General features: G+C 57.8%; 27 protein-coding genes and 3 pseudogenes. 14 read left to right on the forward strand and 16 right to left on the reverse strand.

The genetic code is table 11. The annotated features are described in order from the left end of the window. The first annotated feature begins 145 nt into the window (after window positions 1–145). The 4 genes from CWM57_RS03230 (at window position 146) to CWM57_RS03245 (ending at window position 2248) form a co-directional block, all read left to right on the forward strand. Window positions 146–436 carry a hypothetical protein gene (locus tag CWM57_RS03230; RefSeq protein ID WP_008804940.1) on the forward strand — a complete coding sequence of 97 codons (291 nt, stop codon included), beginning with the start codon at window positions 146–148 and terminating at the stop codon, window positions 434–436. A 202-nt stretch (window positions 437–638) separates the two neighbouring features. Then, the gene (gene tam / locus CWM57_RS03235) at window positions 639–1400 is read left to right on the forward strand and encodes a trans-aconitate 2-methyltransferase (RefSeq protein ID WP_100675610.1); all 762 of its coding nucleotides are present in this window, start codon (window positions 639–641) and stop codon (window positions 1398–1400) included. A gap of 156 nt (window positions 1401–1556) precedes the next feature. Then, a complete protein-coding gene (locus CWM57_RS03240; protein ID WP_061154637.1) occupies window positions 1557–1877 on the forward strand; it encodes a carboxymuconolactone decarboxylase family protein in 321 nt (106 codons plus the stop codon). Then, complete coding sequence (locus tag CWM57_RS03245) at window positions 1868–2248, forward strand: tautomerase family protein (RefSeq protein WP_100675611.1); 381 nt, start codon at window positions 1868–1870, stop codon at window positions 2246–2248. The genes CWM57_RS03240 and CWM57_RS03245 overlap by 10 nt, the downstream gene beginning before the upstream one ends. Before the next feature lie 48 nt (window positions 2249–2296). On the opposite strand, the pseudogene CWM57_RS03250 reads toward CWM57_RS03245, so the two are convergent. From CWM57_RS03250 to CWM57_RS03260, 3 genes and pseudogenes are all read right to left on the reverse strand, one after another. Beyond that, window positions 2297–2779 (reverse strand): annotated as a pseudogene (locus CWM57_RS03250) (Hcp family type VI secretion system effector). 18 nt (window positions 2780–2797) lie between these two features. Continuing rightward, window positions 2798–2992 (reverse strand): hypothetical protein, encoded by a 195-nt coding sequence (locus tag CWM57_RS03255; RefSeq protein ID WP_100675612.1) that lies wholly within the window; start codon window positions 2990–2992, stop codon window positions 2798–2800. A gap of 4 nt (window positions 2993–2996) precedes the next feature. Continuing rightward, window positions 2997–3714, reverse strand: a pseudogene (locus tag CWM57_RS03260) (hypothetical protein). Window positions 3715–3889: 175 nt separating this feature from the next. Here CWM57_RS03260 and CWM57_RS03265 point away from each other — a divergent pair. Continuing rightward, a pseudogene (locus tag CWM57_RS03265) lies at window positions 3890–4075 on the forward strand (tautomerase family protein); the annotation flags it as partial. Window positions 4076–4273: 198 nt separating this feature from the next. On the opposite strand, the gene CWM57_RS03275 reads toward CWM57_RS03265, so the two are convergent. From CWM57_RS03275 to sad, 7 genes are all read right to left on the reverse strand, one after another. Continuing rightward, complete coding sequence (locus CWM57_RS03275) at window positions 4274–4720, reverse strand: GNAT family N-acetyltransferase (RefSeq protein WP_074385899.1); 447 nt, start codon at window positions 4718–4720, stop codon at window positions 4274–4276. A gap of 255 nt (window positions 4721–4975) precedes the next feature. Next, window positions 4976–6427: a tagaturonate reductase gene (locus tag CWM57_RS03280; RefSeq protein WP_074385900.1), complete on the reverse strand. Its 1452-nt coding sequence runs from the start codon at window positions 6425–6427 to the stop codon at window positions 4976–4978. Window positions 6428–6540: 113 nt separating this feature from the next. Beyond that, window positions 6541–7071, reverse strand: coding sequence for a GNAT family N-acetyltransferase (locus CWM57_RS03285; protein WP_012541767.1), 531 nt, complete (start codon window positions 7069–7071; stop codon window positions 6541–6543). A 77-nt stretch (window positions 7072–7148) separates the two neighbouring features. After that, window positions 7149–8573: a GGDEF domain-containing protein gene (locus CWM57_RS03290; protein WP_008804947.1), complete on the reverse strand. Its 1425-nt coding sequence runs from the start codon at window positions 8571–8573 to the stop codon at window positions 7149–7151. A gap of 114 nt (window positions 8574–8687) precedes the next feature. Beyond that, the gene (locus CWM57_RS03295; RefSeq protein ID WP_008804948.1) at window positions 8688–9056 is read right to left on the reverse strand and encodes a DUF4186 domain-containing protein; all 369 of its coding nucleotides are present in this window, start codon (window positions 9054–9056) and stop codon (window positions 8688–8690) included. Further along, entirely contained in the window at window positions 9056–9982 is a 927-nt protein-coding gene (gene glsB / locus CWM57_RS03300) for a glutaminase B (protein ID WP_074385903.1), read from the reverse strand. Before glsB ends, CWM57_RS03295 begins: the two co-directional genes overlap by 1 nt. Before the next feature lie 80 nt (window positions 9983–10062). Next, window positions 10063–11448: a succinate-semialdehyde dehydrogenase gene (gene sad / locus CWM57_RS03305; RefSeq protein ID WP_100675613.1), complete on the reverse strand. Its 1386-nt coding sequence runs from the start codon at window positions 11446–11448 to the stop codon at window positions 10063–10065. A 106-nt stretch (window positions 11449–11554) separates the two neighbouring features. On the opposite strand from sad, the gene ptrR reads away from it, so the two are divergent. Further along, window positions 11555–12433 carry a putrescine utilization regulator PtrR gene (ptrR, locus tag CWM57_RS03310; RefSeq protein ID WP_012968263.1) on the forward strand — a complete coding sequence of 293 codons (879 nt, stop codon included), beginning with the start codon at window positions 11555–11557 and terminating at the stop codon, window positions 12431–12433. Here ptrR and CWM57_RS03315 read toward each other — a convergent pair. After that, entirely contained in the window at window positions 12387–12869 is a 483-nt protein-coding gene (locus tag CWM57_RS03315) for a GNAT family N-acetyltransferase (protein WP_100675614.1), read from the reverse strand. The two genes, ptrR and CWM57_RS03315, sit on opposite strands and share 47 nt — an antisense overlap. Before the next feature lie 145 nt (window positions 12870–13014). Between CWM57_RS03315 and CWM57_RS03320 the strand changes: the two genes are divergently transcribed. Next, window positions 13015–13959: an L-lactate dehydrogenase gene (locus CWM57_RS03320; protein WP_046619722.1), complete on the forward strand. Its 945-nt coding sequence runs from the start codon at window positions 13015–13017 to the stop codon at window positions 13957–13959. Between the two features lie 14 nt (window positions 13960–13973). Here the strand turns inward: CWM57_RS03320 and CWM57_RS03325 are convergent, their stop codons facing one another. From CWM57_RS03325 to dtnK, 3 genes are read right to left on the reverse strand one after another with little or no spacing between them, the layout of a single operon-like run. Continuing rightward, window positions 13974–14735 (reverse strand): DeoR/GlpR family DNA-binding transcription regulator, encoded by a 762-nt coding sequence (locus CWM57_RS03325; RefSeq protein ID WP_012968265.1) that lies wholly within the window; start codon window positions 14733–14735, stop codon window positions 13974–13976. 1 nt (window position 14736) lies between these two features. Next, the gene (locus tag CWM57_RS03330; RefSeq protein WP_100631880.1) at window positions 14737–15723 is read right to left on the reverse strand and encodes a D-threonate 4-phosphate dehydrogenase; all 987 of its coding nucleotides are present in this window, start codon (window positions 15721–15723) and stop codon (window positions 14737–14739) included. Then, window positions 15716–16951: a D-threonate kinase gene (gene dtnK / locus CWM57_RS03335; RefSeq protein WP_100631881.1), complete on the reverse strand. Its 1236-nt coding sequence runs from the start codon at window positions 16949–16951 to the stop codon at window positions 15716–15718. Before dtnK ends, CWM57_RS03330 begins: the two co-directional genes overlap by 8 nt. Before the next feature lie 175 nt (window positions 16952–17126). On the opposite strand from dtnK, the gene CWM57_RS03340 reads away from it, so the two are divergent. From CWM57_RS03340 to CWM57_RS03365, 6 genes are all read left to right on the forward strand, one after another. Then, window positions 17127–18275 (forward strand): iron-containing alcohol dehydrogenase, encoded by a 1149-nt coding sequence (locus tag CWM57_RS03340; protein WP_100675615.1) that lies wholly within the window; start codon window positions 17127–17129, stop codon window positions 18273–18275. Window positions 18276–18288: 13 nt separating this feature from the next. Beyond that, window positions 18289–19173, forward strand: a complete 885-nt coding sequence (locus CWM57_RS03345; protein WP_100631883.1) for a dihydrodipicolinate synthase family protein — start codon at window positions 18289–18291, stop codon at window positions 19171–19173. 76 nt (window positions 19174–19249) lie between these two features. Continuing rightward, entirely contained in the window at window positions 19250–20659 is a 1410-nt protein-coding gene (locus CWM57_RS03350; RefSeq protein ID WP_100631884.1) for a sodium:solute symporter family protein, read from the forward strand. 3 nt (window positions 20660–20662) lie between these two features. Beyond that, window positions 20663–21829 carry a sialidase family protein gene (locus CWM57_RS03355; protein WP_074385911.1) on the forward strand — a complete coding sequence of 389 codons (1167 nt, stop codon included), beginning with the start codon at window positions 20663–20665 and terminating at the stop codon, window positions 21827–21829. After that, entirely contained in the window at window positions 21826–22299 is a 474-nt protein-coding gene (locus tag CWM57_RS03360) for a YhcH/YjgK/YiaL family protein (protein WP_074385912.1), read from the forward strand. Before CWM57_RS03355 ends, CWM57_RS03360 begins: the two co-directional genes overlap by 4 nt. Continuing rightward, entirely contained in the window at window positions 22296–22973 is a 678-nt protein-coding gene (locus CWM57_RS03365) for an SDR family NAD(P)-dependent oxidoreductase (protein ID WP_074385913.1), read from the forward strand. Before CWM57_RS03360 ends, CWM57_RS03365 begins: the two co-directional genes overlap by 4 nt. A gap of 62 nt (window positions 22974–23035) precedes the next feature. On the opposite strand, the gene CWM57_RS03370 is transcribed toward CWM57_RS03365, so the two are convergent. Beyond that, window positions 23036–23827 (reverse strand): PhzF family phenazine biosynthesis protein, encoded by a 792-nt coding sequence (locus tag CWM57_RS03370; protein WP_074385914.1) that lies wholly within the window; start codon window positions 23825–23827, stop codon window positions 23036–23038. A gap of 201 nt (window positions 23828–24028) precedes the next feature. Between CWM57_RS03370 and CWM57_RS03375 the strand changes: the two genes are divergently transcribed. Then, a complete protein-coding gene (locus CWM57_RS03375; RefSeq protein ID WP_074385915.1) occupies window positions 24029–25228 on the forward strand; it encodes a sugar transporter in 1200 nt (399 codons plus the stop codon). A gap of 70 nt (window positions 25229–25298) precedes the next feature. Here CWM57_RS03375 and CWM57_RS03380 read toward each other — a convergent pair whose 3' ends face one another. Continuing rightward, window positions 25299–25967: a MarC family NAAT transporter gene (locus tag CWM57_RS03380; protein ID WP_002904403.1), complete on the reverse strand. Its 669-nt coding sequence runs from the start codon at window positions 25965–25967 to the stop codon at window positions 25299–25301. Between the last annotated feature and the right edge of the window lie 220 nt (window positions 25968–26187).

Raw genomic sequence — 26187 nt, forward strand, 5'->3', positions numbered from 1 at the left:
AACATCCTCCTTAGCGTCTGACAACAGATGCAAGGACGGTAGCGGAGAACAACAGAGATCGCACAACGATCCAGCCCGGCGCCGTAGTCCAATCCGAATCACTGACCCACACGGTGAATTCCTGATTCTGGCGGGAAACACAGACATGCACCAAAGTTTTAATCAGCGCGTTCATTTCTATTACTGCGTCCTGGTCGCGCTGAAGATGCACGGAAAGTCGAAAAAATCGGGCGGTATCAGAGGAAAGAATAACTTTCTGCTGAAATGGCTGCGCCGGGCGCAGGATAACAACATTTTCCCGCCCGATATCACCAGCGAAATCGAATGGCTGCGGGGAAAAATCATTCAGGCCGGTTACGACACCGATCTCGAACCGATGCTGGATTTTGTTTACGCCACCGCCAGCCGAGCCGAAGCGCTCAAGAACGCCGAATAAGTCACTGCGCCCGCTGCGGGCGCAGTGACTGTCCATCCCACCGCTTTCCTGAGCGTACCGACCAGACGCGAAAACCCCACTGATGTTTATTCTTTTTGTGACACTGTCACGAAATGGGTTACCGCTGGTCACATTCGGCGGCTGACAGTCGGCCTGTGGCGTTCTATGCTTTGCCCAGTCTTCCCTCACACAGGAACGCGCTATGGCTGACTGGAACCCTTCTTTGTATTTGCAATTTGACGCTGAACGTACCCGCCCCGCGGCCGATCTGCTCTCGCGTATTGCCCATCTGCAGGTTGAACACGTCGTCGACCTTGGCTGCGGGCCGGGAAACAGCACCCGCCTGCTGCGCGCCGCCTGGCCGCTGGCGGCAATCACCGGTATCGATAACTCCCCGGCCATGCTGGCGCAGGCGGCACAGGCCTTACCCGACTGTGAGTTCATCGACGCCGATATTGCCCGCTGGCGGCCTGCGCAACCGGTAGACGTGATCTATGCGAACGCCTCTCTGCAGTGGCTGGCGGATCATGAGACGCTGTTTCCGCATCTGGTGGCGCAGCTGGCAGACAACGGAACGCTGGCCGTGCAAATGCCGGATAACTGGCAGGAACCCTCGCATACCCTGATGCGCCAGGTCGCCAACGAACAAGGATTACCGGACCGCGGACGCCAGCCCTTACTCCCGCCGGACGCCTGGTACGATATGCTGACGCGCCAGGGTTGCGAAGTTGATATCTGGCGCACCACCTATTTTCATCCCCTCGCTTCCCATCAGGCGATAAGCGACTGGCTGCAGGGGACCGGATTGCGTCCCTATCTGGCCGGCCTGGACGAGCAGTCCAGAAGCGCGTTCCTGACACGCTATGTCGAATTGCTGACCGCCCACTATCCGTTACAGTGTAACGGAAAGGTGCTCCTGCGATTCCCCAGGTTGTTTATCGTGGCGCGAAAAATCGACGTTTAACCGAAATGAGCGCGTAAGCGTGACAATGGATAAGGAAAACAGGGCGAAAAATCGTCCTGCTTATCAGGATGAAACATCCTGAACATTGCGATATTCAACCTCTTTCCCGGCATGCGACAGTGATTGCCATCTCAACACCCAATAACGGGAGTCACTGTGGAAAATAACGCTGTTAATCGCAACACCCTGGCCGCCATTGCGCCAAAACTGGCCGAACTGACCGAAACGGTACTGTTTGGTGATATCTGGGCACGCCGCGATCTGTCGCCCCGCGAACGGAGCCTGATTACCCTTTCTGCCCTGACGGCGCTGGGTAAAACCCAGCAGCTGCCGTGGCATATCGCTCTCGGCTATCAAAATGGCCTGAGCCAGGCCGAAATCGTCGAGCTGTTTACCCATCTGGCGTTCTATGCCGGCTGGCCGGCGGCGGCCAGCGCCCTGACCTGTCTGAATGAGCAGGAGACACCATGCCCCTGACTCGCATATCGCTTGGCACGGCCTGGCGTCCCACGGAGTTTGCTCAATTGTCGGCGCTCTTTCATGAGTGTCTGGTGGCGGAGTTCGACGTGCCGTCAGCAGATAAATTTCAGTTTATAGAACAGACCGCCGACGAGCAGCGCATTTATGACCGGTACTACCTCAGCGCCGGGCGCAGCGCCCGCTTCGTGCTGTTTCATATTTTCGCCGGGAAACCGCGCAGCCGGGCGCAGAAACAGGGGCTTTATCGTCGGCTCTGTGCGCGGTTAGACGATGAGATGGCGGTCAGCCCGCAGGACGTGATGGTGGTTATCCAGTTTAACCAGCAGGAGGACTGGAGTTTTAGCGCAGGGAAGATGGCGGATGAATAACGCTGGCGGCGCCGCAAGAGGCGCCGCGTTTCAGGACTATATCATTTGCTACCAGGCACAACAGCGATCGTTCCATGAATCACGATACATGATGTTCCCTTCTGTGTATCTCCAGGTGATCGTCTCATAACGGAAATCAATGTCTTCAAGGTGAGTACTTGTCATTCCGGCCGGATGTAAATTTGGTGTGATTGCCGTAATCTAAATATTCGCCATCGCTATGTTAAAATATTCAATTTCCAGTCCCGCCTCATTTATTCTGTACATTTTTAGCGTTGCCGATTTTAATGTTCGACCTTCACAAAGAGCCCTAAATAACAAAGGTGTTGTTCTGTCAAACTCTTTTTGAATTTTAACCGGTGTATGAAGACGGGTTCCCGTCAGCTTTCCTGTATTATTATCGGTAGGTAACCAAACATGATGATTCACTGCGCGCAATTCGATGGAACCTGTGCGTGTGGGCATCAGGCAAGAACCTATAATAGGCGAATCATTCTCATCAGTTAACCATAAATATGCTGGATTTGACATTACCCCTCCTCTTTCATATCAGTTTTTAACTTTAAACCAAACAACAACGTGAAACCCAATGATTAATAAAATAAAAAGTCCTATTAAGTTAATGGCAATGTCAGGAAAAAGAGAGACTGCAATCATGCTAAATACAATGATTAATAATACAACACCCCACCCCCATAAAAAAAGAATGAACTCTTCCTTTAACCATCTTTTCAAGAAACCCATTCATTCACCTCATTAATTTAATAAGTAATTCAGCAAGTTCATCATCAGAAATAATCATCGGATTTAAATAAGGAACTCCTGTGAGGACAGGTTCGATGAGAAAGTACATCATCTCCAGATGGTTGGCATATAAGGCATTGTAATAAAATGAATTATGCATTTTCAAATTGTCAGCGCTCTTTGCGGCATCCTGAATCAATCCATACACGTTCAATACCACTGCGGTAGCAGTTACACTCCCTTTAAGGACTAATGACCTTGCCCTGTTGATACGCCCATATACAACAGTATTAAACCTGGAAGTCTGGCAAATCATGGTTGCTACTGCCATGATTAAAATCCGATTAGTTAATCCTGCTGATGATAGGTAAACTCCCGCCCCGACAAGCTTCTTGAGAATATATTGAGCTTTTTCTTCTTTTTTTATTTTGAAAGTAGGTTTCTATATATATTTTAACCATTTGGAAAATGATATCACGGTTTTTAACTAACTGCGCCAGCCCTGCAATAAATCTTGTGTCCTCTTGCTTTAACTTAGAGCAAACATCCTGATAATTATCCATTAAGCAGGAAGTATAATACGAAGCACGGGTTATACCATTTCCCATTTGATTCAGTGTATCAATAACATTCTTTTTCACTCCAGAAAATGCTTCATCAAATTTCATGGCCAGAATACGCTCTGCCTCGATAGAGGTAATAATGAAATCCCTATAATACATAATCAGATCCTTCCTTTATTAGATCATTCATTGTTCCTGCACATATTTCTTATGATCATTTGGCCTTTCAATATACTTATAAAATGATGGCCTTGATAGTATTATTGACTTTACTCTTTTTTGTTTAAATTCACTCGCACCCTGCCCGGTTAAAAATATCTCAGTTAGCTATTACTTCGTGCTGTTTCATATTTTCGCCGGGAAACCGCGCAGCCGGGCGCAGAAACAGGGGCTTTATCGTCGACTCTGTGCGCGGTTAGACGATGAGATGGCGGTCAGCCCGCAGGACGTGATGGTGGTTATCCAGTTTAACCAGCGGGAGGACTGGAGTTTTAGCGCAGGGAAGATGGCGGATGAATAACGCCAGCGGCGCCGCAAGAGGCGCCGCGTTTCAGGCTACCAGGCGAGATGATGCACCAGTGAGAGATCCCAGGCCGTAGCCAATAGTGAAAGAAACATAATCAGATTGACCACTGTGTCGAGACGTTTTTCCATCGTTGCTTCTCCTGAGCCGGTTTCCCCTGTTATAGCGGGAAAAGCTTAACAACCTCTTACCGCTTCAGGACCCAAGCGTGATCCTGTAGCGCACATAATCGTCAGCCGGGGTAAACTCATCATACAGATGACGGGCTGGATTATCATGGCGCGTATGCCAGTACAACCGCGACCAGCCTTTGTCTGCCCCTTCGGTTTGCAGCGACTTAATGATTGTTCTGGCAATGCCTTGTCCACGGAAGGCAGGATCGACAAACAGATCCTCCAGATAGCAGATTGGCGTGGTGACCCAGGTTCCCTCGTGAAGAATGCAGATGGCGAACCCCACCACCGTATCATCGACCACAGCCACCCTGCCCAGCACCGGGGAGTTCATGTCCAGCATTCGCTGCCAGGTGCATTCGGTCACCTCTTCCGGCTGCGGGCTGCCATAGAAGCGGGTATAGCCTTCCCAGAGATTAAGCCATTCGGCTTTGTCGTGCGGCCGTATTTCCCGGATATCGATGACCATGCGAGTTTCCTTACAGATGAATGTATTAGCCTGCGAACATTGGCAGGGAAAATGGGTTCAAACCATTATTTTCCTGTGCAGCCACATGTTCAAGCGGCATAGCGGCAATTCTCTCCTTGCAGGGGGCGATTTGGCACTAAAAGGCTTTTTTGCAGCGGAGTGACCGACCGGCTCGATAGCCGTGATAAAAAAGCATGTTGTAACTAATGAAGGGGCTTTAAAACCCGGCCGCAGCCGGGTCAATGACGTCCGCTATCAGCACAAGGGCTGTACAGCATCACGCATACCGCGGGACAGGATAGCATCGAGGTCGGCAGTCACCTGCTCCACCAGCCCCGGGATCTGGCTCAAGTCCTGTTCCCAGTGAGCCTCTACGCTGAGTACCGCACTCACCAGCTCGCGGGTGCTCATCTGGCGATCCCGATGCCGGGCCCACAGCGTCTGGTATCGCGTCAACCATTCGGCATCATCCTGTACCGGATAGCGTTCACCCTCCCGCTCTCCCCGGTAGAAGGCGATCAGTGCTGCCAGCGCAAAAGTCAGCCGCGGCGGCAGTTGCCCACTCTTTTGCTGCCCTGCCAGCAGCTGCGGCAGAATGCGGGTGCGGTATTTGGTCATACCGTTGAGCGCAATCGAGAGCAGCTGATGTTTAATATACGGGTTACGGAAGCGCCCGGTCACGGCGCTGGCAAATGATTCAAGCTCATCGCGCGGCAGATCCAGCACCGGAATAATCTCGTCATAAATCGCTTTTTCGACAAACGCGCAAATCTCCGCATCGTTCATCGCCTCACCCACGGTGTCGATCCCGGCCTGGAAGGCCACCGGCACCAGCGCGGTATGCGCCCCATTGAGGATCGCCACTTTGCGCTCTTTATACGGCTTGATATCGTCCACAATGCGCACATTCAGCGGCAGTTTATCGAGACGCAGCTCGGCCGCCAGCGAGGCAGGCCCCTGGATCACAAACAGGTAGAAATGCTCGGCGGTATCAAGGAAGGCATCTTTATAGCCAGTTTGTGCCTCAAGGGCCGCCACTTCATCACGCGGATAGCCGGTTACGATGCGATCCACCAGCGTTGAACAGAAGGTATTCGCCGAGGTCAGCCAGCGGATAAAGGCCTGCGGCAGCTGCCACTCGGCAGCATAGCGCAGCACCAGCGCCTGCAGCGCCTCGCCGTTATAATCGATCAGTTCGCAGGGAATAATCACCCATCCCTTGTCGGCCGCACCGGCGAAATGTTGGTAGCGCTCAAACAACAGGCGCGTCAGTTTCGCCGGATAGCTGACCGGCGGCGCGTCGTCAAAACGATCCCCGGCATGGTAGCTGATGCCCGCCTCAGTGGTATTGGAGAAGACAAACCGCATCTCCGGGTTATGCGCCAGACGTAAAAAAGCGTCGAAGTCAGCGTAAGCGCTGATCTCCCGGTTGACCGAGCGGATCAGACGCGCGTCGCTCACCGCCTCACCCTTCTCGTTCAGACCGCGAATAATGGTGGTGTAAAGGCCGTCCTGGGTGCTCAGTGAAGGCGGGAAATCCGTCGCAATAGGACGGACGACCACAATGCCCGCATTCAGGTCGGTATGCTCGTTGAGGAGATCTATCTGCCAGTCAACGAATGCGCGCAGGAAGTTGCCTTCACCAAACTGGATGATACGGTCAGGGTACTGCGCGCCGGGGAAATCACGACGGTTTAATGTTTTCACAATGGGTTCCCTCTAATAGTAGTCATACAACCTGAGTAATTGGTCCAATAAGTTATCAGGTTTTTCTACCAGTGAAACCCCGTTTTGATCAAAGCATTCTGCAATAGCGGCCGTCAGGGCAAAAACTTATAGAACAGTGAGGTGGCGGTCATCTCTCCGTCAGGCATCAGCGCATAGCGCGGGATTTCCCCCACTTTTTCCCAGCCACAGCGAACATAGAACTGCTCCGCCCCGCTACCGGCTGCCGTGTCCAGCACCAACACCGTCTTCCCTTCCTGTCGGGCAACATGCTCTAGCTCGCTCATCAGCGCGTTGGCAATCCCCTGGCGGCGGGCATTTTGGTGAACCAAAAGTTTGGCGACATCCGCACGATGGGGCTGGTTTTCCGGTTGGCGGGTAATAAGTTGCACGGTACCGATGGGTTGCTCGCTGGCGTCGAGGGCCACCAGTACGATGCGCTCGCCGGCCGCCACGCTGTCGGCGGTGTGTTGCCAGAAAGTGGTCGCCGTCTGCGCGCTAAAGGGCAGCATAAAACTTACCGAGGCGCCGCCGTTGACGCAGCTTGCCAGGATATCGCTTAATGCCGGGAGGTGGTGCAGAATATCGTCACGCGACAGCGTGCGCAGTGAAAAGGATGTGGTCATGGAAGCTCCCTGTAATTGACCACATCACTATGTTTTTAACCAAAAATTAACACAAGTGGATTCCGTATAGGATTTTCTTATGGTGCGCTTTCGGTTAGCGCTGGCATACAGATGCGATTGCGACCGGTCTGTTTGGCTTTGACCATCTCCTCGTCTGCCGCCATCAGCAATTGGTTAAACAGCTCGGTGATGCGAGCGTGCCCCACCTCGCGCGTCTCCAGCCCCATGCTGATGGTCAGATGGATTGGATTCTGTCCGAGGCCGAAGGGTTGCGACTCCACCCCGTGGCGGATTTTTTCCGCCAGTAAATAGCCCTGCTGGGTACTGTCGACGACCGCCGCCACCGCAAACTCTTCACCGCCAATTCGGGCAACCATCCCCTGCTCGTCCACCAGTTGCCGAACCTGTTGGGCAAACTGGGTCAATACGCAATCGCCACCTTCATGGCCCAGAGCATCATTCACCCGTTTGAAGCCATCGATATCCAGCACCATCACCGTCAGCAGCTTATCGGCGGGCAACGCCTGACGCTTCAGCGCCTCGCTCAGTCCGGAACGGGAATACACCCGGGTCTGAAAATCAAAATCAGCGCGCAGGGCCAGCTGTTTCACCAGCGTGTTAATCGCTTCGACACTGGAAGCGACAATCACCGGGCTAATCAGCATAGCGGCAATGCCGAGACGGGTGGAGAACAGCTGCCACGGCTGCATTCGCGCATCCGGCGAAAAGTGAATTAACGAGTTGGCGACCAGCAATATCTCGCTGATACCGGTGAGAAAGGTTAACAGGCAGGTCAGCGGCAGCGGATAACGAACGGCGCACCAGATCAGGGCCGGCAACGGGAAGGTAATGCTGCCGGCGCCGCCCACCGCCACGCCGAGGGCTATCGACAGCACCAGCGCCAGCGCGGGCAGCAGCTGGCGAAAACGAAAACCGCTTAATGCCGAAGGCAACGTCAGGGTCAGAATAAACGGCAGGATCAGCACCGCTGTCGAGAACTGTTCGCTAAACCAGTCTGCCAGTTGGGGAATAAAGGTGGCGCGTTCAACATCCACCGACCCCAGGGCGCCGACGGCGGCGCACAATAAGGCGGCAAACAAGCAAAAACAGAATAAATTAAGCGCATTAATCGGGCCGGGCATGGAGTCGGCGCGTCGCTTATCCCACAGCACCAGCTGCGCCAGCACCACAATAAAGACAATATTGGAGAAATTAATCAGCAATGAGGCAAAGCCCATCCCCCAGCGCGAAGTGAGTCCGTCATAAACCAGCATTGCCGCAAAACAGACGGCATAAAAATAGCTGCGATTAAGCCAGACATAGCGCGCAAAGATCCCGGCCATCACGGCATTGAGCGGCCAGAAGAATGAGAGCTCCTGCACCAGGCGCAGCATAGCCCCCAGAAAATGCAGTAGTAGCGTTAACGTGAATAATACCAGTGCGTCGCGCACGGGCTGCTCTTCACGAAACAGCGTAAATGACCGAATCGACAGTGAAGACATTCAGTAATTATCCGTCTAATTGTTTCAGGCAATTATTATGTTAATAATTAGTTAGCGGATTATCATAACATGAGAATATTTATCAGGCATACTCCGGCGCCGATCAAATGCAGATTACCGCACAGACGGGCCGTTCATCTGCAGCACCAGCCAGTGATGGATCACCTGCACCACATAGCGCTGCTCCTGCTCGCTCAGCGCGCGGCCGTGGGGAATGGCGTGCCATTTTTCCAGACAGCCGCGGCAGCAGGTGGCGGTCGCATGCTGGGCGATAAATACCGGATGGCCGCGCATCGGCGTCTGCTTACCGTCGTTCATCGGTTCGGCGGGCGCCAGCCGCTGGCGGATAAAATCCGCAGCGTGCTGGTCGATGATCTCCGGCCCCTTATCGAGACAGTATTGCCGCTCTTTGACCCCGAGTCGAAAGCGTGAACGAAACGTCGAACGCGCCAGGCGGGCAAACAACCGATCCTGCTCAACCATCAGAACACCGACCTCCCCATCCGCTGAGTCAGTTTTTCCAGCAGCGCCACGCCGGCCAGCGAGTTCCCGGCGTCGTCAAGCTCCGGGCTCCACACGGCGATCGCCATCTCCTGCGGCACAATCGCCACAACTCCGCCGCCGACGCCCGATTTCGCCGGCAGGCCAACGCGCCAGGCGAATTCACCGGCGTTCTGGTACATGCCACTGGTCATCATCAGGGCATTCACCTGACGGGACTGAATGGGCGCGATAACCGGTGCCTCCAGGTGCGGGGCGATACCGCGATCGGCGAGGAACAGGAAGGTCCGCGCCAGCTCAACGCAGCTCATCTCCAGCGAACAGTAGTGGAAATAGTTCTGCAACACGGTGGCGACGTCGTTATGGAAGTTACCGAAGGATTTCATCAGCCAGGCGATGGCGGCGTTGCGCGCCGAATGCTCGAATTCAGAGCGGGCCACCACCGGATCGTAGGCGATATCGGGCACGCCGCTCAGGCGGCGGACAATCTCCAGCATCCGCTGACGCGGGGCGCTAAGCCGGCTCTGTAGCATGTCGCAGACCACCAGTGCCCCGGCGTTGATAAACGGGTTACGCGGTTTGCCCTGCTCGATCTCCAGCTGCAGAAGGGAGTTAAAGGGCTGGCCGGAGGGATCTTTGCCCACCCGCTGCCAGATCTCCTCTTCCTGATAGTGGTTCATGGCCACCACCAGGCTCAATACCTTGGAGATAGACTGGATGGAAAAACGTTCATGCGCATCGCCGGCGGCAAAATGCTGCCCGTCCACCGTGCTGATCGCGATGCCAAGCTTATCGCCGCTGACGCTGGCCAGCGCCGGAATGTAATCCGCCACTTTACCGCGGCCAATCAGCGGCCTGATTTCTGCCAGAATGGCTTCCAGCATTGCGTTATTGATCACCGCCGCCACATGCAGCTCCTTGCCCACCATCGAAATTTGGTGGGCGAGTATAGCAGAGGTGGGCGACGGTCGTCAGGGGCTAACGTTGATTAGCGACGGTCTTTCCAGACGGTCTGCGCATTACAGAACTCGTGCAGACCAAAATGCGACAGCTCGCGACCAAAACCGCTCTTCTTCACGCCGCCGAAGGCCACGCGGGCGTCGCTGGCGCAGTAGCCGTTGAGAAAGACGCCGCCGCACTCCAGCTCGCGGGCGAAGCGCTGGGCCTGCGCCTCGTCGGTGGTATAGACCGTTGCCGACAGGCCAAACTCGCTGTCGTTGGCGAGGGCCAGCGCATGGTCAGCGTCGCGAGCGGTGGTCAGGGTCGCTACCGGACCAAATAGCTCCTGGCGAAAGCCGGTCATCCCGGCGGTAACATTGCCCAGCACCGTTGGCGCATAGTAGTTGCCCGCCCCTTCGATTTTTTCCGCGCCCAGCAGCAGAGTCGCCCCTTCATCAAGGGTCGCCGTTACCTGCTGGTGCAGTTCATCGCGCAGGTCGAAACGCGCCATCGGCCCGACGTAGTTTTGCTCATCGCGCGGGTCGCCCATCTTCAGCGCCGCGACGGCGTCGACGAATTTGCGGGTGAACGCGTCGGCAATACCGGCTTCGAGGATAAAGCGTTTCGACGCGGCGCACACCTGGCCGCTGTTCTGATAGCGGCCGGTGACGGCGGCCTTCACCGCCTCATCCAGGTCGGCATCGTTGAGCACGATAAAGGGATCGGATCCCCCCAGCTCAAGCACGCATTTCTTCAGCGCCGCTCCCGCCTGGGCGCCAATCGCCTTCCCGGCACGGACGCTGCCGGTGACGGTCACCGCCGCGATGCGGTCGTCATTGATGATCTGCGAAACGCCGTCATTGGTGGCATTCACCCAACCGAACACACCATCAGGCAGGCCGGCGGCGGCAAAAATCTCGCCCAGCAGTCGGGCGCTGCCCATCACGTTCGGGGCATGCTTCAGCAGGTAGCTGTTGCCGGCCAGCAGGATCGGCACCGCGCCGCGCAGCACCTGCCAGACCGGGAAGTTCCACGGCATGACCGCAAGAATGGCGCCCAGCGGACGATACTCAATCACCGCCTGATTATTTTCCACCTGGGTGGCTTCCGTCGCCAGCATCGCCGGGCCGTGCTCGGCGTACCAGTCGCTGAGATTGGCGGATTTCGCCACCTCGCCGCGCGCCTGAGCGATCGGTTTGCCCATCTCGAGGGTGATCATCTGGGCCACCTCTTCCCCGCGGGTGCGCAACGCGGCCCCGATGCGGCGCAGCGCATCAGCGCGCTCGGCGAGCGGCGTTTGACGCCACTGGCGATAGCCTGCCGCGGCGAGAGCGATAGCCGCATCGACCTCGCGTTCGCTGGCCCAGGGCAGCGAGGAGACCACCTCACCGGTAGTCGGGTTGACGGAAACCGCGTGCGTTGCAGATAAATTCATCGTTATTCTCTCTCTCGTTGCTTGCGAAGTAACCGTATTCTGGCTTACCTTTCCATTCATTGAAAATGAATAATATTAAGCAACGCATTCACAAAAGAAGAATAGTATGGACCTGACTCAGCTAGAGATGTTTAACGCTGTCGCCACCACCGGCAGCATTACCCAGGCGGCGCAGAAAGTGCATCGCGTGCCGTCCAACCTCACCACCCGCATCCGCCAGCTGGAGGCAGACCTCGGCGTTGAGCTGTTTATCCGCGAGAACCAGCGCCTGCGCCTCTCGCCTGCGGGACACAGCTTTTTGCGCTACAGCCAGCAGATCCTCGCCCTGGTGGACGAGGCGCGGATGGTGGTGGCGGGCGACGAACCCCAGGGGCTGTTCTCCCTGGGTTCGCTGGAGAGCACCGCGGCGGTACGGATCCCCACCACCCTGGCCCACTTTAATCAGCGCTACCCGAAAATTCACCTGGCGCTCTCCACCGGCCCTTCCGGAACGATGATCGACGGCGTGCTGGAGGGCGCCCTGAGCGCCGCGTTCGTTGACGGCCCGCTAGTGCATCCGGGTCTGGAGGGGCTGCCGGTGTTCCCGGAAGAGATGATGATCGTCGCCCCGTACGGCCACGCGCCCATCGCCCGCGCCAGCGAAGTGAACGGGGCCAACGTTTACGCCTTTCGCGCCAACTGCTCTTACCGCCGGCATTTTGAGAGCTGGTTCCATGCCGACAGAGCGACCCCGGGCAGGATCCACGAGATGGAGTCTTACCACGGGATGCTGGCCTGCGTGATCGCCGGCGCGGGCCTGGCGTTGATCCCGCGCAGTATGCTGGAGAGTATGCCCGGCCATCAGCAGGTTTCCGCCTGGCCGCTGGCCGAAGAGTGGCGCTGGCTAACCACCTGGCTGGTGTGGCGCCGGGGCGCCAAAACCCGCCAGCTGGAGGCGTTTATAGCGCTGCTGAACGAAGATCGGCAAACAGCGGTTTCTCCATAAACACGCTGAGCGGATCGGGCTGATACGGCGCAAACGCGCAGCGGGTCTGGTAGCCGTTGCGCGTGTAGAGGGTGATGGCCGCATGCTGATGGATACCGGTTTCAAGCCGCAGCGTATGACAGTCGCGCTGGCGCGCTTTCGCTTCCAGCGCCGCCAGCAGCTTTTCTCCCAGCTGCTGTCCGCGGTGCTGCGGATCGATATAGACCCGCTTCATCTCGCCAAAACCTTCTTCACTGAGGACGATAGCCCCGCAGCCAACCGCCTCGCCCTGCGGGCTGCGGATGACCAGGGCGATCACCGTCTGCGGCGGCAGCTGGCTGAGGTCCAGCAAATGGTTGCTCTCTGCCGGATAGAGTGTCTCCTGCCAGGCGTCGAGGGCGGCAATCAGGGCGGTAAATTCGGCGTCGGTGGGGGCGATGTCGGTAACGGTATACATAGGTGAACTCCTTTTTTTACGCCACTGTAGCGCGGCCTCGGCCCGTTTCCGCCATAGCATTAACTTATATTGCTGCCCACCTCTTGCGCTAACTCACTGAAACACAGTAATTTTATCTCCTGCCGTTCGTACTTGAGATCTGAATATGCACACCAAAGCCCGTAAAGTGATGATTATTGGCGCCGGCAATGTCGGCGCGTCGGCGGCCTACGCCCTGCTCAACCAGAGCATTTGCGAGGAACTGATCCTCGTCGACCTTAACCAACAGCGCGCCGAGGCCCATGCCCAGGATCTCAGCGATGCCGCGGCCTATCTGCCAGGGATGATGACCATCTCCACCCGGGAAGCCAGCGACTGCGCTGATGTCGATATCGCGGTGATCACCGTTTCCGGCGGTGCGCTGCGCCCCGGTCAGAGTCGGCTGGATGAACTGACCACGACGGCGAAGATTGTGAAAAGTATTGTGCCGACGATGATGGCCAACGGGTTTAACGGCATCTTTCTGGTGGCCACCAACCCCTGCGACATCATCACCTGGCAGGTATGGCAGCTCTCCGGCCTGCCGCGCAGTCAGGTGCTGGGCACCGGCGTCTGGCTGGATACCACCCGCCTGCGTCGCCTGCTGGCGCAGGAACTGGATATTGGCGCCCAAAGCATCGACGCCTTTATCCTCGGCGAGCATGGCGATACCCAGTTTCCGGTATGGTCACACTCCTCGGTGTATGGCTCACCGATCGCCGACCTCTATCAGCAACGTACCGGCCGGCCGCTCGACCGCGAGGCAATGGCCGAAAAAGTACGAAAACTGGGGTTTGAGATCTACGCGGGCAAAGGCTGCACCGAATATGGCGTGGCAGGCACCATCGCCGAGATCTGCCGCAATATCTTCACCGGCAGCCACCGTGCGCTGGCAGTCTCCTGCATTCTTGACGGTGAGTACGGCGTCAGCGGCGCGGCGGCTGGGGTGCCGGCGGTGCTGGCCCAGGGTGGCGTGGAGCAGATTATTGAACTGCAGCTGGCCGCCGAGGAGCAGGCGAAGTTCAGCCAGTCGATGGCGGTGATTAAGGCCAATATCGCCCGTCTGCCCTGATGGCAGCCTGCGAGTCAGTCGGCAATGATCAGCTGCGGGGAAAGGGTCACCAGTGCCTCGCGGGTCGCCTCCGGCAGATGGGCGTCGGTGACGATATCGGTCAACGACTCCAGCGGGGCAATATTGAACAGTGACCAGGCGCCGTATTTGGAGCTGTCCGCCAGCAGGATGCGCCGCCGGGCATTAGCCATCAGATCACGTTTCAGGGCAGCCTTCTCCTCCGTCGGGGCGGTGATCCCCTTCTCGAGGTCCCAGCCGTTGCAACTGACGAAGGCAAGGTCCGGCCAGATGGTCTGCAGCAGGCGGCGGCCGTGATCGCCGATGCACGACTGGCTGCTGTCATCGATGCGCCCACCGATAATCGTCACTTCTATCTGCTTAAATTCCGACAAAAACAGCGCGATATGTAAATCGCTGGTGATCACCCGCAGCGGCAGATGGGTGATCTGCCGCGCCAGCTCAATCATGGTGGTGCCGGCGTCAAGCACAATCGCGTCGCCGGCTTTCACCAGCGCGGCCGCCGCGCTGGCGATAGCCTGCTTTTCCAGCGGACTGCGCTGGGCTTTCTCCAGCGTCGTCGGCTGGGAAGGAATAAACCGGTTCAGCGTCACCCCGCCGTGCGTGCGGCTGATCACCCCTTCCTGATCGAGTTTGATCAGGTCGCGGCGAATGGTGGCCGGCGAGGCGTTGGTCGCCGCCACCAGCTGGTCGACTGTCACCAGATTATGGCTTTTCAGGAAGTCCATAATCTGCTCTAACCGGTTATATCCCTTCATGTTATTCCTGCGCGATGTGCATGGCGAGCTCAATGGAGGTTGCCATGCTCTCAGACTTCGCTTTACCTGTCCAGGCAATATCAAACGCGGTGCCATGATCCGCTGAGGTGCGGATAAACGGCAGCCCGGCGGTAATATTCACCCCATCATAGAACCCGAGCAGCTTCAGCGGAATATGCCCCTGATCGTGATACATCGCCACCACCATGTCGTACATGCCTTCGTGACACTGCATAAATACGGTGTCCGGCGGACAGGGGCCGGTGACCTCCACTCCCTGCGCGCGCATGGCGGCGACCGCGGGGGCGACGATGCGGATCTCTTCATCGCCAAACAGGCCGTTCTCCCCAGCGTGCGGATTAACACCGGCAACCGCAATGCGCGGACGTTGATAGCCGACCCGGCGCAAAAACCGATCCGCCACGCCAATCACCGTCTCGATTCGCGGCTGGTTGAGGGTATCGAGGAACTGGCGCAGGGCGATATGGGTGGTGATATGGATAACCTTGAGCTTCTCGGTATAGAGCACCATGGCGTAATCGGTGGTCTGCGTCAGGTGGGCCAGCAGTTCGGTATGGCCGGGGAAAGCGTGCCCGGCGAGATGCAGCGCCTCTTTATTTAGCGGTGCGGTCGCGATGGCCGCGACCGCGCCGTCCAGCGCCAGCGCGGTCGCCCGCCTGATGCAGCGAAACGCGAGGTCCCCCGCCTGGGCCTGAACTTCGCCAGGGCGCAGTCCCTGCGGGTCGCTGAGCGGTTCATCAATGACGTTGATGGTCGCTGGGGAAAAACGCGCCTCGGCGGGATGGTCAATGATGCGCAGCTCCGCCCGCGGCGTAATATTCAGCGCCAGGATCCGCCGCAGCGTCTGCGCGCAGCCCACCACCACCACCGGCGCGCCGCTCAGCGCCCCTTCGGCGAGGGATTTGATAATAATCTCCGGACCAATCCCTGCCGGGTCGCCCATTGTCACTGCAATCATGTTAGACACTCAGTTTCTCCTCAATAAAATTCACAACATTTAACAGCGTAGTGTCGGTGCCGAATCCCCCTGCTTTGGTCATCACCGGTCGCGACCAGCGACCGCCGAGAAAGTGCCCGTAAGGCACACACTGCGCCACCCGCCCACGGATCTGAAATCCGGTGGCGCCGAGCGCGTGCGCGACGGCGATGGCCACATCGCCGCCAGAGAGGTACAGGGCGCCCGGTGGGCACAGCGCCACCGCCTGCACCGTGACGTCGGCAAGCCAGGCGCAGATGTGCTCCCCGTAGGCCGCACGGCTGAGGCCATGTTCGCGACACTGGGCTTCAATCCCGTGCCGGGCGGCGTTATTCGGGCGAGTTGTCACCACGCAGTGATGACCCTCACGCAGCACCTCGGCGATCCGCGAGGCTTCCTCCTTCGGCGATCCGCTAAAGGCCTGTTCGACATCAATTTCAATCTTCATCACCCGGGAATGCGCCTGCAGCGCAGCGACCTGGCGCTGCGCCATCTCGCTCATCGAACCAACCAGCGCCAGTAGCGGCCCCTGCTCGCTGCGGCGCAGGCGGCGCGCCAGCGCCTCGCAAAGTCCCGCCGAGCCGACCAGCAGGGTCTCCCGCGCATGGGGCGCGACGGCGTCGATCACCTGGTCCAGATGGCGGTCTTCCCAGGCGTCGACAATCAACACTCGCTTCTCCTCGCCCGCCGTCGCTAATGCCGCCGGAAGCTGGGCAGCGCTCAACGTCAGACAGGGAAGATGGCTCTGCATGGCGATAATTTCGCTAATCTCCGCCCGGCTCACGGGCGTTTTCGGATCGCTGGCAAATTCGGTCTGATCGAGGGCCACCCCATGCACATAGCAGCGCCCGTCCCGGGTATGCCTTCCTGCCGCCGGATACGCCGGGGCCACCACCGCCAGCCGGCAGCCTTGCGCCGCCATCATTGCCTCCAGTTCGCCGCCGGGGTTGCCGCGTAGCGTGGAGTCAATCTTCTTTACCTGCCAGTGCGGGACGAATCTTGCCGCGCCGCGCAGCAGACCGGTGACCTTGTCCGCGGCGGCGGCGGCGCTCATTGCCCGGCTGTCGCTGTTGAGAATTAGCGCCCGAGCGGTTGATGGCTGCCCGGCGCTGAAGGCCACTTCCACCGACATGCCCGCCTCCGCCAGGCTGACGCCGGCGTCATTGGCTCCCGTAAAGTCATCTGCCAGCACCAGCACCTGGTTATTACCGTCGTTCATTGTTCTGCCTTGTGGTCGATGAAAACCTGAAACTGATTATATTCAATCATATTTGATTAAATGTGAGCAAGCTCAAGTTATTAAACTGCCGTATAAATTATAACTTTTCCCCACCAGACGAGTGACTAGATTCATGAATGATTGAATTCAATCAATTACTACCAAGGAGAAACGCGTGGCGACGATACACAGCACAATCATTAGCGGGGCGGGCGCCTCAACGGCCCTGCTCCCGCTGTTGTCAGGTAAAACCCGCATCCTGCTGGTGACCGACCAGAACGTTGGCGCGCTGGAAGCGACCCAGGCGATCCATCGCCTGCTGGCGGCCGAAGGGCGTCAGGTTGAGGTCATTGACACGGTACCGGCAGAGCCCAGCCATCACGATGTGGCACAGATTGTCAGCCAGCTGGGTGCCAGCCAGCCCCAGATGATCGTGGGCATCGGCGGGGGAAGCGTGCTGGATGTGGCGAAACTGCTCTCGGTGCTCCTGCATCCTGAGGCGCCCTCTCTGACGGCCCTGCTGGCAGGCGAGTTGCCGCAACGACGGATTAGCTCATTGTTGATCCCGGCCACCGCCGGCACCGGCTCCGAAGCGACGCCGAACGCCATTCTGGCGATCCCCGAGCAGCAGACCAAAGTGGGGATCATCTCCCCGGTGCTGCTGCCGGACTATGTCGCCCTGCTGCCCGAGCTGACCACCAGCATGCCGGCCAGCATCGCGGCGTCGACCGGCATCGATGCCCTGTGTCATCTGCTGGAATGCTTTACCTCCACCGTCGCCAACCCGGTAAGCGACAACGCGGCGTTAATCGGTTTACACAAGCTGGTGCGGCATATCGAACGTTCGGTGGATCAGCCGCAGGATCTGACGGCGAAGCTGGAGATGCTCTGGGCCTCGTGGTACGGCGGCGCGGCAATCAACCATGCCGGCACCCATCTGGTGCATGCGCTCTCCTATCCGCTTGGCGGTACCTGGCACCTGCCGCACGGGGTGGCTAATGCCATTCTGCTGGCGCCCTGCATGCGGGTGGTCCGCCCCCACGCGGTGGCAAAATTCGCTCAGGTCTGGGATCTGATCCCCGATGCAGATCGCACGCTCAGCGAGGAAGAGAAATCCCATGCGCTGGTCGCGTGGCTGGCGGCGCTGGTGAAACGACTGCCTCTGCCGGACAACCTTGCCGCGCTCGGCGTGCCCAGGGAGAGCATCCCTGCTCTCAGCGCAGCGGCGCAAAACGTCAAGCGCCTGATGAATAACGCCCCCTGCAGCGTCAGCCGCGAAGAGATTGCGGCTATCTATCAAACGCTGTTTCCAGAACATGCATAACAGGAGAAAGAAAATGAGGAGAGCTATTAGCGGCGTACTCACCGCCATCGTCACCCCCTTTACCGCCGAGGGAGCCCTTGACCTGCCAGCGCTACGCCAGCAGGTGCAGCGTCAGCTCGCCGCGGGCAACGGTATTTTCTGCGGCGGCACCAACGGCGAGTTTTTTGTCCTCAATGAGGAAGAGAAGATCGCCGTCGCCAGAACCTGCGTGGAAGAAGCCGCCGGACGCGCGCCGGTGGTGGCGCATATCGGGGAGATATCCACCCGCGAGACTCGCCGGCTGGGCCAGCAGATCGCCCGACTCGGGGTTGACGCAGTATCGGCCATTACCCCGTGGTTCGTACCCTTGAAGCAGGAGGAGCTGATTAACCACTATACGGCGATCGCCGACGCGCTGAGCGTCCCGCTCTTTCTTTACAACATTCCCGCCCGCACCGGGAACACCATTGCCCCGGAGACGGCGCGCCAGCTGGCTCGGCACGAGAATATCGTCGGCATTAAGGACAGCGCCGGCAGCTACGACAGCCTGAAAGGCTTTCTTGACGCCGTGCGCGACATTGACGGTTTCGACGTGCTGAACGGGCCGGACTCGCTTATCCATCAGGGGTATGTCGATGGCTGCTCGGCCTGCATTTCAGGGCTTGCCAACGTCGCCCCCGCGGAAATCAACGCGATCTGGTCGCTGTTTCACGCCGGGGATATCGCCGGATCGCGCCAGGCGCAGGAGCGCGTGACGGGCCTGCGCACTGACCTTTACAACGTCGCGTTCTCACCCGCGGCAGTGAAAAAAGCCCTGCAGCTGATGGGCCATGAGGTGGGCGATAGCCGCTACGCGGTGCAGTTTAGCGACGAACAGCTGCAGCAGATACGCGACATCATTGCCCGTTATTTAGCGTAATACCCACTGCGCTTGGTTAATAAAACGGACCGGGTACAGCCGTACCCAGGATTCGTATGCCCAGAGAGAGGCTAAGATGAATCATTTTACCGCTGAAGATACCTTTATTATTGTCGGCATCGTCATTGCTTATATTCTGTTTACCACCTGGCTGACATTTCGCATTCGTAGTAAAAATTCCGGGGATTTTATGGAAGGCTCGCGCGCCATGCCGGCCTTTATTGTCGGTATATTACTGATGTCAGAATATATCGGCGCCAAATCGACCATCGGTACCGCTCAGGCCGCCTTTGAAAGCGGGATTGCCGCCTCGTGGTCCGTGCTGGGGGCAGCCATCGGCTTTCCGCTGTTCGGTTTAATCCTGGTGAAACGCATCTATAACACCGGAAAAATCACCATTTCCGGCGCCATCGCTGAAAAATATGGCACCAGTACCAAAAATATTATCTCCCTGATTATGATTTATGCGCTGCTGCTGGTTAACGTGGGCAATTACGTCAGCGGTGCCGCAGCCATCTCCACCGTATTAAAGGTGAATTTACCGGTAGCCGCCTTTATTACCGCTATCGTCAGCACTTTTTATTTCGCCTTCGGCGGCATGAAGGGTGTCGCCTGGGTCACCATGTTACACAGCGCGTTAAAATATGTGGGTCTGCTGATCATTCTGGGTTTTGCGCTGTCCAAAACCGGCGGCTTCTCGCCGATGATTGAGAAGATGCCGGATTATTACTGGACGTGGGATGGTAACATTGGCGCTGGCACCATCTTTGCGTGGCTCATCGGTACCGTCGGCTCTATTTTTTGCACCCAGTTTGTCATTCAGGCCATTAGCTCAACCAAAAACGTCCAGTCCGCGAAACGCTCCACCTGGATCGCCTTCTTTTTCTGCCTGCCTATCGCCTTTGCCATCGCCATTATCGGCGTCGCGGCGAAATACCTGCATCCGGAAATCAATAGTTTGTACGCCCTGCCGGTGTTTCTGCAGGACATGAACCCGTGGCTGGCAGGTCTGGTGACAACGTCACTTGTTGCATCGATTTTCGTCAGCGTAAGTACCGTGGCCCTGGCCATTGCCTCGCTGGTAGTGAAGGATTTTTACGTACCATGGCGCAACCCAACCCCGGACCAGGAGTTCAGAGCCACGCGCTGGGCGTCGCTCATTATCGGCTTCCTGCCGCTGATTTTTGTGCTGCTGGTACCGGAGGTGCTGAAACTCTCCTTCTTTACTCGCGCCATTCGCCTTTCGATTACCGTGGTGGCGATCATTGCCTTCTACGCGCCCTTCTTCAAAAGCACCCGTGGCGCGAATGCAGGTCTGATCGGCGCCTGTGTGGTGACGTCCGCCTGGTATTTACTCGGCGACCCGTTCGGTATCAACAACATGTATGTCGCCCTGGCGACCCCGGCCATCATCATGGTGATTGACCGCCTGATCCCGAATAAATCACAACCATCCCCCGCCCCAGTTGAGCAACGTGGAGTATAAAATATGACCGTAATTCCTCCTTTTGACGGCGTCATTCGCCAGCACCAGCAAGATGAACACATCGCATGGGCAATGCTCCCCAGCGCCTGCCCGCAAAATCATGCCGCCAATCTGCTGCCGCTGGATGATGGCAGTCTGATGTGCGTCTGGTTCGGCGGCTCCCAGGAGGGAAAAGCCGATATTTCTATCTGGGGATCGCGGTTAGCCCCCGGCAGTGATCGCTGGAGTGAGGCGGTTAAGCTATCTGATGACCCAGACCGCTCGGAACAAAACCCGGTGCTGTTTCAGGCGCCCGATAACGTGCTGTGGCTGTTGTGGACAGCGCAATTTGCCGGAAACCAGGATACCGCCATTGTGCGTTACCGCCTCTCCCACGATGGCGGACGAAGCTGGGGGCCCATCGATACGCTGCTGGATCAGCCGGGTACTTTTATTCGCCAGCCGATAAGCGTTATGCCTGACGGCAACTGGCTGCTGCCGGTCTTTTACTGCCGAACCGAACCCGGCGAGAAATGGGTGGGTAACAATGACGTCAGCGCGGTGAAGATCTCTTCAGACTGCGGCAAAAGCTGGCGTGACGTGGCGGTCCCGGAGAGCCTGGGCTGTGTCCATATGAGTATCACTCCGCTTCCCGACGGCAGACTGGCGGCCTTCTTTCGCAGCCGCTGGGCGGACCATATCTGGTTCAGCCAGTCCAGCGACCAGGGAGAGAGCTGGTCGGCGCCGGTACCGACGACGCTTCCGAACAATAACTCATCAATCCAGGCAACCACTCTGGACAATGGCGAACTGGCGCTGGTGTTCAATAATATGAGCGCCGCCGGCGCCACGGAACGCCGCGCCTCGCTGTATGATGAAATTGCTGACGAGGATGGCCGTAAGGAGCCGGAAGCAACCGAGAAAAGCGCCTTCTGGGGCGCACCGCGCGCGCCGATGACCGTCGCTATATCAGCCGATGGCGGTGTCACCTGGCCGTGGCTGCGCAATCTCGATGAGGGCGATGGTTACTGTATGACCAACAATTCTGAGCAGAAGCTGAATCGGGAGTTCTCCTACCCCAGTATCAAACAGGGAGAAGACGGTAATTTGCATATCGCCTACACCTGGTACCGCCAGGCGATCAAGTATGTTCGCGTCTCGCCGCAGTGGGTAAAAGGAGAAAACGCATGATTATCGGTAATCTGCAGGCGCTGCAGCAGGCTGGTCTGCCGCCGGCGTTAAAGCAGCTATTGAGCAGCGAGGCCTGTTCGCTGGCCGCGCTCAGCGCCAGAGAGGATGGCCGCTTCCAGCCCGACGGCGCGTCGTGGTTCTGCACCCTCAGTGTGGCGCAAACGCAGCCTGCGGCCGAGCGGCACACGGAATATCATCGCCAGTGGGCGGATATTCAGGTCATCCTGGCTGGCGAGGAGCGGATCCAGGCGGGCATGGCTCCCGCGATGCGGCCAGAAGATAATGAGCTTAAGCCCGACCTCTATATATGTCAGCCGGCCCCGGAGAGTGTTTCTATTCTGCTGCGTCCCGGCGACTTCGCGGTCTTTTACCCCGGCGAACCGCACCAGGCGCTGTGTGCGGTTTCGACGCCAGCGCCAGTCAGAAAGGCGGTATTCAAGATCCCGGCAGCGATGCTGGAGGCGCAATGAAGCGGGCAATGGTGACCGGGGCCAGTTCCGGGATCGGCGCCGCGGTGGTGAGGCAGTTGCTGGCGGACGGCTGGCAGGTTGTCGGTCTGAGCCGTTCGCTGCCGCCCTTTTCACAGCCGAACTTTCGCCATCTGATGGTCGACGTCAGCCAACGCAGCGCGCTGCTGGCGGCGCTGGAGCAGATTGAGCCTCCTCAGGCCATCATCCACGCCGCGGGTTCAATGGCGGCAGCCACCCTGGGCAATCTGGACCCTCAGCGCAGCGAGTCGCTGTGGCGTTTACACGTCGATGCGGCTCAGACATTGGTCAATCACTTCGCCCCGACCATGGGATCGGGCGGGAGGATCGTTCTGCTGGGAAGCCGTACGTCACGAGGCGCCGCTGGTCGCTCGCAGTATGCGGCCACCAAAGCCGCGCTGGTCGCTCTCGCCAGGAGCTGGGCGGCAGAACTGGCGCCTGCCGGGGTGACGGTCAACGTCGTGGCCCCCGGGGCAACCGATACGCCGATGCTTCATCAGCCAGGCAGAGAAAGTTCCCCGCCGCGGCTTCCGCCGCTTGGGCGACTCATTACTCCGCAGGAAGTGGTCTCTCTGGTGAGCTGGTTGCTGAGCGAGGGCGCATCGGCGATGACCGGACAGGAGCTGGTGATGTGTGGCGGCGCATCGCTGGGCTGATGCTATGTCGCCCCAGGGAGCGGAAGTAGATTGCCGCTCTCCGGGGCGACGCGGGGCCATGATTAACGCAGGTAAACCGTTCCGCGCAGATAGGTGGTGGCCTGGCCGCTAATCAGCACCCTGTCGCCCTGCCACTGGCAGCGCAGGTCGCCGCCGCGGGCGGAGACCTGGCGCGCCATCATGGTGGTTTTCCCCAGCTTTTCGCCCCACCAGGGGATCAGCATGCTGTGGGCGGAGCCGGTCACCGGATCCTCTGGCACCCCTTCTCCCGGGCAGAAGAAGCGGCTGACAAAGTCATACTCCTCATCCGGTGCGCTGACGCAGATCATTTTGCCGAGCTTCTGCAGACGTGCCATATCGGTCTGCACCGCTTCAACCTGCTGGCGATCCGCCAGCACGACCAGATAATCACGCCCTTCCCGCACCTCGACGGCGGACTCAAGTCCCAGTCCGGCCAGCAGGTCCGCCGGCGGGTTGTCCACCGGGGTGGTCGACCACGCCGGGAAGTCGAGCGTCAGCCAGTCGCCGCTGCGGGTCACCAGCAGTTCACCGACAAAACGGGTGCTGAAGGTAATCGTCGCCGAGGGATGGTCAAGATACTCGAAAATAACATGCGCCGTCGCCAGGGTGGCGTGGCCGCAGAGGTTGATCTCGCCCAGCGTGGTAAACCAGCGCAGCTCATAGCCCTCGTCGGTGTGGACGAAAAACGCCGTTTCGGACTGGTTATGCTGTTGGGCCATTTTCAGCAATACATCGTCCGCTAACCACTCGCTGAGCGGGCAAACGGCCGCGGCATTACCGCCAAAGTTTTTATCGCTGAAGGCATCGACCAGATAAAATTGAATTTCCTGCATACACTGTCCTTACTTTTTTTACTTTCCTTCAACATGACATAAAAGCGCTCCCCTGACACTATCCATAGCAAAATTAATTGCTTAACCGCTGCCAGCCACTTGCAGCGAAATGAGATGAAGATCACAAAATGATTGTCTTTTCGCCAGTAATCGTTTTAAGATCACCGTCACATCTTCCCTTGAATCACCCATCCAGAGCTTATGACTACGAATACGGTCTCACGCAAGGTAGCGTGGCTACGTGTCGTGACGTTGGCCATCGCCGCGTTTATTTTTAACACCACAGAATTCGCCCCTGTCGGTCTGCTGTCCGATATTGCCGGCAGCTTCGGCATGGAAACCGCCCAGGTGGGTATGATGCTCACCATTTATGCATGGGTGGTGGCGCTGATGTCGCTGCCGTTTATGCTGCTGACCAGCAAAATGGAGCGCCGGCGTCTGCTCATCGGCCTGTTTATTCTGTTTATCGCCAGCCACGTTCTGTCGTTTTTTGCGTGGAGTTTTGACGTCCTGGTAATTAGTCGCATTGGCATCGCTTTTGCGCATGCGGTTTTCTGGTCGATTACCTCAGCGCTGGCCATCCGCATGGCGCCGCCTGGTAAACGGGCACAGGCGCTGAGCCTGATCGCCACCGGTACAGCCCTGGCGATGGTGTTCGGTATTCCGATTGGCCGCATCATCGGACAGTATTTTGGCTGGCGAATGACCTTCCTGGCGATTGGCCTGGGCGCGTTAGCCACCCTTGCCTGTCTGGTGAAACTGCTGCCGACGCTACCGAGCGAACATTCTGGCTCGCTGAAAAGCCTGCCGGTGCTGTTCCGCCGTCCGGCGCTGGTCAGTGTTTATATTCTGACCGTGGTGGTGGTGACCGCCCACTATACCGCCTACAGCTATATCGAACCCTTTGTCCAGACGGTGGCGGGCCTGAGCGGCAACTTTGCTACCGTGCTGCTGTTGATCCTCGGCGGGGCCGGTATTATCGGCAGCATTCTGTTCGGTAAGCTCGGCAACCAGCACGCTTCCGGGCTGATTAGCATCGCTATCGTCCTGCTGCTGGCCTGCCTGCTGTTGCTCCTGCCTGCCTCGGACAATGCACATCATCTGATGCTGCTCAGTATCTTCTGGGGCGTGGCGATCATGATTATCGGCCTCGGTATGCAGGTAAAAGTGCTGGCTTCCGCGCCGGATGCCACCGACGTCGCCATGTCCCTGTTCTCGGGCATCTTTAATATTGGTATTGGCGCTGGCGCGCTGGTGGGCAGCCAGGTGAGTCTGCATCTGTCGATGGCTTCCATCGGCTACATCGGCGCCATCCCGGCGCTGGCTGCGCTGGTATGGTCTCTGATGATCTTCCGCCGCTGGCCGGTATCGCTGGAAGACCATCAACCGCACCACTCCTGAGTGACCGCGATAAAAAAGCCTGCCGGCATGGCTACCGGCAGGCTGTTGTCTCTCATCCCATCCGGGGCGATCAGGGGTGCCAGGTCGAAATGATCTCAAGCACGCCATTAATAATAAACTGCACGCCCATACAGACCAGCAGGAAGCCCATCAGTCGCGAAATGGCCTCGATGCCGCCTTTGCCTACCAGACGCATAATCGCGCCGGAACTGCGCAGGCAAGCCCACAGAATCACCCCTAACAGCAAAAAGATGATCGGCGGCGCTGCCAGCACCACCCACTCCGGGAAGTCCACGCCATGCTTAACGGTCGAGGCGGAGCTAATAATCATCGCGATGGTGCCCGGACCGGCAGTGCTTGGCATCGCCAGCGGCACAAAGGCGATATTGGCGGTCGGTTCATCCTGCAGTTCTTCCGATTTGATCTTCGCTTCCATCGAATCGTGGGCTTTTTGCTGGGGGAACAGCATGCGGAAACCGATAAAGGCCACAATCAATCCCCCGGCGATACGCAGCCCAGGTATTGATATGCCGAATGTATTCATCACCACCTGACCGGCATACCACGACACCATCAGAATGGCGAACACATACACCGATGCCATCAACGCCTGCTTGTTCCGCTCGGCGTTGTTCATATTGCCCGCCAGGCCGAGGAACAGCGCCACGGTTGTGAGTGGGTTTGCCAGCGGTAAAAGCACCGCCAGGCCAAGCCCTATTGCTTTAAACAAATCGAACATAGTTAATTAAAGTCCCGTTAATATTCATTTTTTAAGTATTGTTTCGTTCCGTGAGTATACCGGCTTCGACACTTTCGCCGCCAGCCTGCTGATAAACCACTTCCGCTAAAAATTAACAAGCGTTAGAAAAACCATAAACAGTGACCCACGTCGGATTTTTTTATTTTAGCAAATCGTGGCATCGGCCAATTCATAATGTTGACTTATGATTGCCTGGGCA

Source organism: Klebsiella sp. G-Nf4 (assembly GCF_002810615.1).
Classification (GTDB): Bacteria; Pseudomonadota; Gammaproteobacteria; order Enterobacterales; family Enterobacteriaceae; genus Klebsiella; species Klebsiella variicola.

What these genes read in the sequence shown, in the direction of transcription:
- CWM57_RS03255 (WP_100675612.1), bottom strand. Translation starts at nt 2,992, where the DNA reads ATGGGTTTCTTGAAAAGATGGTTAAAGGAAGAGTTCATTCTTTTTTTA.
- CWM57_RS03355 (WP_074385911.1), top strand. Translation starts at nt 20,663, where the DNA reads ATGACCGTAATTCCTCCTTTTGACGGCGTCATTCGCCAGCACCAGCAA.
- dtnK (WP_100631881.1), bottom strand. Translation starts at nt 16,951, where the DNA reads ATGAACGACGGTAATAACCAGGTGCTGGTGCTGGCAGATGACTTTACG.
- CWM57_RS03325 (WP_012968265.1), bottom strand. Translation starts at nt 14,735, where the DNA reads ATGAAGGGATATAACCGGTTAGAGCAGATTATGGACTTCCTGAAAAGC.
- CWM57_RS03350 (WP_100631884.1), top strand. Translation starts at nt 19,250, where the DNA reads ATGAATCATTTTACCGCTGAAGATACCTTTATTATTGTCGGCATCGTC.
- CWM57_RS03360 (WP_074385912.1), top strand. Translation starts at nt 21,826, where the DNA reads ATGATTATCGGTAATCTGCAGGCGCTGCAGCAGGCTGGTCTGCCGCCG.
- CWM57_RS03315 (WP_100675614.1), bottom strand. Translation starts at nt 12,869, where the DNA reads ATGTATACCGTTACCGACATCGCCCCCACCGACGCCGAATTTACCGCC.
- tam (WP_100675610.1), top strand. Translation starts at nt 639, where the DNA reads ATGGCTGACTGGAACCCTTCTTTGTATTTGCAATTTGACGCTGAACGT.
- ptrR (WP_012968263.1), top strand. Translation starts at nt 11,555, where the DNA reads ATGGACCTGACTCAGCTAGAGATGTTTAACGCTGTCGCCACCACCGGC.
- CWM57_RS03290 (WP_008804947.1), bottom strand. Translation starts at nt 8,573, where the DNA reads ATGTCTTCACTGTCGATTCGGTCATTTACGCTGTTTCGTGAAGAGCAG.
- CWM57_RS03320 (WP_046619722.1), top strand. Translation starts at nt 13,015, where the DNA reads ATGCACACCAAAGCCCGTAAAGTGATGATTATTGGCGCCGGCAATGTC.
- CWM57_RS03295 (WP_008804948.1), bottom strand. Translation starts at nt 9,056, where the DNA reads ATGGTTGAGCAGGATCGGTTGTTTGCCCGCCTGGCGCGTTCGACGTTT.
- CWM57_RS03230 (WP_008804940.1), top strand. Translation starts at nt 146, where the DNA reads ATGCACCAAAGTTTTAATCAGCGCGTTCATTTCTATTACTGCGTCCTG.
- CWM57_RS03365 (WP_074385913.1), top strand. Translation starts at nt 22,296, where the DNA reads ATGAAGCGGGCAATGGTGACCGGGGCCAGTTCCGGGATCGGCGCCGCG.
- CWM57_RS03345 (WP_100631883.1), top strand. Translation starts at nt 18,289, where the DNA reads ATGAGGAGAGCTATTAGCGGCGTACTCACCGCCATCGTCACCCCCTTT.
- CWM57_RS03380 (WP_002904403.1), bottom strand. Translation starts at nt 25,967, where the DNA reads ATGTTCGATTTGTTTAAAGCAATAGGGCTTGGCCTGGCGGTGCTTTTA.
- CWM57_RS03275 (WP_074385899.1), bottom strand. Translation starts at nt 4,720, where the DNA reads ATGGTCATCGATATCCGGGAAATACGGCCGCACGACAAAGCCGAATGG.
- CWM57_RS03245 (WP_100675611.1), top strand. Translation starts at nt 1,868, where the DNA reads ATGCCCCTGACTCGCATATCGCTTGGCACGGCCTGGCGTCCCACGGAG.
- CWM57_RS03285 (WP_012541767.1), bottom strand. Translation starts at nt 7,071, where the DNA reads ATGACCACATCCTTTTCACTGCGCACGCTGTCGCGTGACGATATTCTG.
- CWM57_RS03370 (WP_074385914.1), bottom strand. Translation starts at nt 23,827, where the DNA reads ATGCAGGAAATTCAATTTTATCTGGTCGATGCCTTCAGCGATAAAAAC.
- CWM57_RS03375 (WP_074385915.1), top strand. Translation starts at nt 24,029, where the DNA reads ATGACTACGAATACGGTCTCACGCAAGGTAGCGTGGCTACGTGTCGTG.
- sad (WP_100675613.1), bottom strand. Translation starts at nt 11,448, where the DNA reads ATGAATTTATCTGCAACGCACGCGGTTTCCGTCAACCCGACTACCGGT.